This is a genomic window from uncultured Sutterella sp., from assembly GCF_937923675.1.
Taxonomy (GTDB): domain Bacteria; phylum Pseudomonadota; class Gammaproteobacteria; order Burkholderiales; family Burkholderiaceae_F; genus Sutterella.
In genome coordinates this window covers 22,150-29,668 of sequence record NZ_CALDXB010000099.1, presented here as the reverse complement: position 1 = coordinate 29,668, position 7,519 = coordinate 22,150, and the positions used below count along the sequence as shown (strand labels likewise).

At 61.3% G+C, this 7,519-nt stretch carries 5 protein-coding genes; all 5 read right to left on the bottom strand.

Going from position 1 to position 7,519, the window contains the following annotated elements; genetic code table 11:
- Positions 1-176: 176 nt before the first annotated feature.
- Positions 177-1,070 (bottom strand): formate dehydrogenase accessory sulfurtransferase FdhD, encoded by an 894-nt coding sequence (gene fdhD, locus Q0106_RS11645; RefSeq protein ID WP_297613190.1) that lies wholly within the window; start codon positions 1,068-1,070, stop codon positions 177-179.
- Positions 1,071-1,124: 54 nt separating this feature from the next.
- Positions 1,125-2,093: a formate dehydrogenase accessory protein FdhE gene (locus Q0106_RS11640; RefSeq protein WP_297613189.1), complete on the bottom strand. Its 969-nt coding sequence runs from the start codon at positions 2,091-2,093 to the stop codon at positions 1,125-1,127.
- A 258-nt stretch (positions 2,094-2,351) separates the two neighbouring features.
- Positions 2,352-3,071: a cytochrome b/b6 domain-containing protein gene (locus Q0106_RS11635; protein WP_152158101.1), complete on the bottom strand. Its 720-nt coding sequence runs from the start codon at positions 3,069-3,071 to the stop codon at positions 2,352-2,354.
- 9 nt (positions 3,072-3,080) lie between these two features.
- Positions 3,081-3,968 (bottom strand): 4Fe-4S dicluster domain-containing protein, encoded by an 888-nt coding sequence (locus Q0106_RS11630; protein ID WP_297613188.1) that lies wholly within the window; start codon positions 3,966-3,968, stop codon positions 3,081-3,083.
- Between the two features lie 27 nt (positions 3,969-3,995).
- Positions 3,996-7,106: a molybdopterin-dependent oxidoreductase gene (locus Q0106_RS11625; protein WP_297613187.1), complete on the bottom strand. Its 3,111-nt coding sequence runs from the start codon at positions 7,104-7,106 to the stop codon at positions 3,996-3,998.
- Between the last annotated feature and the right edge of the window lie 413 nt (positions 7,107-7,519).

Here is a 7,519-nt window from a genome sequence, read left to right as displayed (position 1 = left end):
GACGTTTCTGCAGGCATCTTAGGAGCGAGTGTAACTTTTGATGGGAAGTTCAGGTCCTTGGGAAGAGGGAAAACGATAGAAAAAATGAGGACGTCTGCAAAGTGCCGGCGTCCTCAAAATCCCGAGACGGGAGGAAAGAATTTGTTCTCAGTGAAAAATATGCAGCGTCACGCAATTCACGCACGACTCCCGATGCCGATGAGGCGTTCGGGGTGCGTATAGACGTTGGCGCGCGAGCGCCGGCAGAAGGCGACGAGCGTAATTCCGGCGCGCTTCGCGACGTCAATGGCGAGCGCTGTGGGCGCGGAAACCGCAAAAATGATCTCGACCCCGCACATTGCAGCTTTCTGAACCATTTCATAGGAGGCGCGGGAGCTGATGACGAGGGCGCCGTCGGTCCAGCCCCGGCGCGCGCGAAGGCCGAGGAGCTTGTCGAGAGCAACGTGGCGGCCGACGTCTTCGGCGCCGCCCGCAAGACTTCCGTCAGGATGCACCCAGGCGGCGGCGTGGGTCGACCCGGTGAGGGCGCCTAGGGTTTCAACCTTCTGGAGGTATTCGAGCGCCCGGCCGTAATGCTCCATGTCGAAGGTCTGCGTGAAGGGCAGAACCGGCGTCGGCCTCATGGCGTCGTCAAGCGACTCCGTGCCGCAGATGCCGCAGCCCGTGCGGCCCGTCATGGAGCGGCGGTGCTCCTTCAACTTCCAGAAAGCTTCGGATGAAATCGTGAGGTTGACGTTCTTCCCGCCCCGGCATCCGTCCGTCACCTCGATGTCATGGATGTCGTCGAGCGACCGGACAATGCCTTCAGCGAGCGAAAAGCCCACGGCAAAGTCCTCGAGCATGGTCGGGGTCGTCATCATGACGGCGTGCGAAATGCCGTTGTAGACGAGCGCTACCGGAACTTCCTCAGCCACCCAGTCCGTGTCGGGGCCGGAGGTTGACCCCGCGATGCGGATGATTTCCGCCGGGCGCGCGCCGAGGGCTTCCTCTTCCTTCACCCCATCGATTTCAGGGGCGAAAGTGCCGGGAAGAAATGGAATGCTGTCGGTGCCGGTAATGAAGTTCTTCACGATGCTCTCCTCACCTTCGAAGAGTGTCAGGAAAAGTTTATTCGGAATCGAGCTTTAGTAAAGTCCGCGCCCCGGGCCGCGGCCGGCCTGCGTGGCGTCGCCCTGCTTGAGCACTTTCTGCGGAACCGTGCCCTGCGTGACGGCGGCTTCATACGCTTCCTCGAGGCCCGTCAAAACGATCCCTTCCACGTCGGGGTTGAAGGTGAGTTCGTCCCCGCCCGCAAAGAGAGTCGGCATTGCGGCGTGGCAGTTGGTGCAGATGTGAAGGCGGTGCGTGTCGTCAGCTTCATCGCTGACGTAGGAGAGGTCCGACATGGCTTCATCGCCGCAGCGGGCGCACCGGATGCGCTCGAAGGACCAGGAGGCGCCGCAGGTCGAGCAGTAGAGCTTCTTCACGTTGCCGCGGTTCGTGGTGGCGGCAACCGCTGCGATGTCGGGTTCCGACCCGCAGCAGAAGCAGGTCGTTCTGCGGTCGAAGGACGGGGCTCCGGTTTCGGTGCGCGCAAGCGCCTGAGAGGCGTCGCGGGCGAATTTGTCGAGGAAGGCGCGGATCGTCATGCCGAGAACCGGGTAGACCCAGACGGCGGCGAGCGCCTCGTCGATGTTTGCGGTGAGTCTCTCCGCCATCACGAGGGCGTCCTGGGGCGAAAGAGAAGCGGCGTCGACAAAATCGGCGGAGGCAAAGGGCGTCCAGTCGAAGGCTTCGGCTTCAGCATGAAGCTTTTCATCGAGCTTGAGCGTCCCGAGAAGGACTTTCCCGAGGCGTTCAAGCCCGGCCTTGAAGGAATCCGGACGGATGCGGACCAGATCGAGCGAAAGAAGCGTTGCGCCCCCCTTGGCGGCAGCGAGGATTTCCGCTTCAGTGGGTTCGCGCACGATGGTTGAATCCTCGTCCGTGAGTGAATTCGAAAGGGCGGCGGCTTCAAGAAGAAGCGGCCCGAAGATCTCAAGACGCGTGCGAACGTCTTCGTCCTTATAGGCACGGTAGCGCTGAAGGGCTCGTTCGATCGACTTCGAATTCATGATTTTTCCTTTTCGTTTGTATTGGGGTCTTTCCTCATCCCGGCCCCGAACGGCAATCATAGCCGTCGCGGCCGGAAGCGCCGGGAAGCATTTCTTCCCGTCGTTGCACTCTCTCGGGGGAGTGCGATGAAGTCTCAATGGAAAGGCTTCATCGCACTCACCGCCCGCGTCGAAGGGTTCCGGGGGAAACCTTTCAGAGCGGACGGAGCGTGCTTCATCCGGGGGCTCCTCAGCGGGAGCCCCGGGAAGTACGGAGGGTTACTTGCCGTCCTTTTCAACGGTGACGTTCTTGCCGCTCGTCAGCTCCTGGTTGGCCCAGTAGCCCCAGTGGTAGAGAGCGTCCGATTCGCTCACCTTGCCGTCGCCGAACATGATGCGGGCCGTGCCCTTATAGGGCTCGAAGATGCCCGCGCCCAGGTAGATGTGGGCGATGCCGACGATCACCGTGAGGGCGAAGAAGATGTCATGCAGCAGTCGCGCCCAGAGGAGAACGTCCGTGCTGAAGGCCACCTTCATGCCGCCGTTCGGGAGCAGCCCCGTGTTGAGCCACAGGATCATGCCGGTGACGGCCATGATGATGCAGAAGAACACGAGCGCGCCGTCAGCGAGACGCTGCGCGGACTTCACGTGGTGCTGCGGGGGCATGTGCACCTTGGACGGGAAGAAGAGGTAGAAGGGGAACTTCATCGCCCAGAGGTAGTCGTCCTTGTCCCACTTGCCGAAGATGTCTTCCTTGAAGAGGTGCACGCACCCCTTCGGCGAACGGAAGACCGCGTAGAGCGGGATCAGGATGAAGGGGATGGCAATGATGCGGTGCAGCATGCGCATCCAGTGGGTGAATTCGCCGCCCATCACCGAGCCGCCGAGCTCGGGCCAGAAGACGAAGAGGCCGGTCACCGCGAGCAGGATGCAGGTGATGGCGACCACGCCGTGAGTGACGCGCGTCAGAAGCGAGTGACGCTGGATATAACGGGTCATGATCTCTCCTTATTTAGCAGCCTTGCGGATTTCGGCGGCTTCGGCCTCGGCCTTCGCGCGCTGTTCAGGCGTCCAGCTGGCCTTCGCCTCCTCAAGGGTAACCGCCTTTCTGCGGTAGCCGAGGTTGGCGAGGAAGGACACGGCGAGCGCGCCCACGACGGCGGCAGCGCCCACGGCCGTGACGGGCTTCATCACGTCGATCGCGTTGATCACCTTCTTCGGTTCGGGGTTGGTCGGAAGGCCATAGGCTTCGTGACCGAGCGCGCAGACCTGAATGACGTGGAGCCCCCCGCATTCGTTCTCGCCGTAAACCTCAGCCTTCGAGAATCCCTTCTTCTTAAGGAATTCGACGCGGGCATGGGCTTTCTTGAGCATTTCCTCGCGCGGCCCGAAGTCGAGCGCCTCAGGCTGGCAGGTATGCACGCAGGCGGGCTTGCCGCCCTGTTCGAGTCGATCCATGCAGAGCGTGCACTTGTCGATCTTGCCGTCCATCGGGCGGAAGCGCGGCACGTCGAAGGGGCAGGCGGCCTGGCAGAAGGTGCAGCCGTTGCACTTGTCGGTGTCGAAGGTCACCACGCCGTTCTCGTTCTTCTGGAGAGCGCCCGAGGAGCACGCCTGAACACAGCCCGGGTCCGTGCAGTGGTAGCAGGAACGCCGGCCGATTGCCCAGTCGATCGGGTGGTACTTGTTCCCCGAGGGCTTCTCATCAAAGGTCATGATGAGGCGCGTGTCGCCGTTGAGGTCCATCGGGCCCTGGTAGGAGCCGGTGAAGGGATTTGCATTGAGTCCGAGCCGTGCAGGCAGCACGTTCCACTCCTTGCACGCCACCTGGCAGCCGCGGCAGCCGGTGCAGTGCGAGGCGTCGAAGAGCATCGCGACTTCTTTCGTATTTGCCATTTGGTTGTCTCCTGTGGGTCCGGCCGGTTAGTTCGCCTTCTCGATGTTGACGAGGAAGGCCTTGTATTCCGGAATGAAGCTGTTCGGGTCGGCCACATTCGGACTCAGGTCATTGATGTTGTCGCCCGTGGCGAAGGTGCCGGCCCACGAGAAGTGGTGCGGCATGCCGACCACGTGAACCTTCTTGCCGTCGATCGTCATCGGCTTGATGCGGATCGTCACCATCGCGCGGACCTTGACGGAGCCGCGGTTGTTCCAGACGCGAACGACGTCGCCGTTCTTGATGCCCTTTTCCTCTGCAAGTTCAGGCGAAAGCTCGATGAAGTTGCAGCTGATGAGCTCATTCAGCCACGGGATGCAGCGGGTCTGCGTGCCCGTCTGCCAGTGCTCGGTAACGGAGTAGGTCGTGACGACGTACGGGAACTCTTCCTTCGTGCCGCGCTTCGTCGACTTGTCGTCCGTGAAGAGCGCGCAGGGATTCTGCTCGGCATTGTTGAGGAGGTTCTTCGCAGGCGATTCAAAGGGCTCGAAGTGTTCGGGCAGCGGGCCGTCCGCCATCGGATAGGCGAAGAGGCGGGCGTTCTGCTCCCAGGTCATGAAGAAGGCGTTGTTGTCCGGGCCCTTCGCGGTATTGAAGTCGCCCACGTCGTTCTGGATCCACTTGCCGTCCTTCCATTCGACAAAGACCTTGTCGGGGTTCCAGGGACGGCCCTTCGTGTCGGCCGAAGCGCGGTTGTAGAGCACGCGGCGGTTGGCCGGCCAGGCAAAGGACCACTGCGGGAAGAGGCCGAGACCGGTCGGGTCGCTCTTCGAGCGGCGCGCGAGCGGCTGCTTCATCGGGTCAAGCTTCTCGGCCTCGTTATTGTAGTAGCCCGAATAGATCCACATGCCGCAGGCGGTCGACCCGTCGGCGCCGAGCTTGGCGTAGCCCGGGAGGAGCTTTCCGTCGGCGACGGTGTAGCCGTTGATCGCCCAGCAGACGGCGCGGATGTCGTACTTGCCGTCGATCCGGTAGTCCATGTTGGCCTTCAGGATCGGGTCGGGGTAGGCGCCGCCTTCCTTTTCATAGAGCTCGCGGATCTTCGCGAAGAGGCGCTCGATGATTTCAAAGTCGGACTTGCATTCGCCCGGCGGGAGAATGCCCTGCTGACGCCACTGGACCCAGCGGCCGGAGTTCGAGATCGAGCCCGTCTTTTCATAGATGAGCGCGGCCGGGAGGAAGTAGACCTCGGTCTTCACGTCCTCGGGCTTCATGTCCGGAGCCTTCCAGAAGGAAGCGGTTTCGGTCACGAACCAGTCGGCGCAGACCATCCAGTCGAGGTTGGCCATCGCCTGACGGGCGAACTTGGCGTTCGGCGTCGAGTGCGCGGGATTCATGCCCCAGGCGAAGTAGCCCTTCATCTTGCCGTCGCGCATCATGTGGAAGGTGCCGATCGTCGTCCAGGCCGAGGCCGGGAGCTTCGGACCGATCTTCGGGAGCATGTCGTAGCCGTAGTCGTTCTCAAAGGTCGCGTTCTTGCCGAAGAATTCCTTCAGGAAGGAGACCATGAACTTGGGCTTGTTCGAGTAGTAGCCCGCCGCATAGGCTTCCTTGTGGCAGTAGTCGGCGAGCGTGAGGTGCTTCGGCACCGTCGGCCACTTGAGGTAGCCCGGAAGATCGGGCACCGTGCAGGCGACGTCGGTCGCGCCCTGAACGTTCGGTTCGCCGCGCAGCGCGTTGATGCCGCCGCCCGGGATGCCGACGTTGCCGAGAAGAAGCTGAACCATGCACATCGCGCGGCAGTTCTGCGAGCCGTAGGTGTGCTGCGTCTGGCCGAGGGCGTAGAGGATCGAGCCGGCCTTGCCGGGCTTGCCGGTCGAGGCGAAGACTTCCCAGATTTTCTTCATCACGTCGATGTCCATGCCGGTCACGCGCGAAACGAGCTCGGGCGTGTAGCGGGCATAGTGGCGGCGAAGAACGTTGAGAACGCACATCGGGTCCTTCAGCGTCATGTCGCGCTTGAGGACCTCGAGCTCGGGCGGCTCGAACTTCGGCGTGCCGGGCTTGTTCACCCAGGCGTATTCGCCCGTGGGCGAGGTGTCCCACTTCTCGAAGTGGTCGACGTCGTAGCCCCAGGTTTCGTCGGAATACTTCTTCGTCTTCGGATCCCAGCCGGAGAAGAGGCCCGTGTTGGGATCGAACTTGTAGTCCTTCCTCAGGATGCAGGCGGCGTTCGTGTAGTTGAGAACGTATTCCTCCTGGTAGAGGTGGTTCTCAAGAATGTAGTTGATGAGGCCGCCGTAGAAGGCGATGTCGGTGCCCGGACGGATCGGGCTGTAGAGGTCGGCGTTCTTCGCCGAGCGCGTGAAGCGCGGATCGACGACGATCCAGGTCGCGCCCTTGTCTTGAGCGCGTTCAACCCAGCGCGAGGAGAGCGGATGGTTTTCGACGTTGTTCGAGCCGCAGGAGAGGATGACGTCCGAGTTGGCGAAGTCGCACCAGTGCGAGGTCATGGAGCCGCGGCCGAAGGAAGGCGCGAGGCCCGCAACGGTCGAGGAGTGGCAGACGCGGGTCTGGTTGTCGATTGCGATCGAACCGAGCGCGCGGGTGAACTTCTGCAGAAGCCAGCATTCCTCGTTGTTGATCTGCGAGCCGCCGAGAACCGCAAAGCCTTCCGTACGGTTGACGGTGATGCCGTCCTCCGTCTTCTTGAAGGTCTCGTCGCGGGTCTTCTTCACATGGCGGGCAATGCCTTCGATCGCTTCGTCCCAGCTGATGCGCTCCCAGTCCTTCTTGCCCGGACGGCGGACCATCGGGTAGAGAACGCGGCCCGGGTTGATCGCGGTCTTGCGGTCAGGGGTGACGATGTTGCGCAGGCCCCAGAGTGCCGAGCCCTTCGGGCAGAGGCCGCCCAGGTTCACCGGATGGTCCGGGTCGCCTTCGATGTTGATGAGTTCGCCGTTCCTGGCCGAAACGATCGTGCCGCAGCCGCCGGAGCAGTAGCAGCAGATGTTGAATGCTTCCTGAACGTTCGCGAGCTTGAAGGGCTTCTTGTGAACGGGGACCGCCATCGCGGCAGTGCTCGCAAGCCCAGCGGCAACCGGTGAGGCGCCGAGCAAAAAGCCGCGCTTCAGAAAACTTCTGCGGGTAACTTCCATGAGTCCTCCTTCTTGGGGAGTTTGATTCTTCACTTTGAATTTCCGGGCCCGTTTTCTTGGAAATATCCTTCTGAGGCCGGAAAGGGTCATTGATCGACGAAAGGCTTTTCAGACCGACGCCTGTCTTTAGGAGAGTGCATCCGAAGCTGAAAGCTCTCAGAGGGCCGATGGGCACGATTTTCAGCATTTGTCGAACGGGAGGAAATCATTCGTGCGGTTAAACCGAACCCTCGGAATGCTTAGAGAGCGCCCGTCTTCATTTACGCCGTTTGCCGTCTTTTCTACTTTGATGGAGGTACGCAGAAATAATCTGACGGGTTCAATGTCAGGAAACATGCTCGCTTTCCGATATTCCAAAAATGAATAACGAAGCGATGAATTTTCTTTGCAAAATAATTCTAGCTTTGACGCAA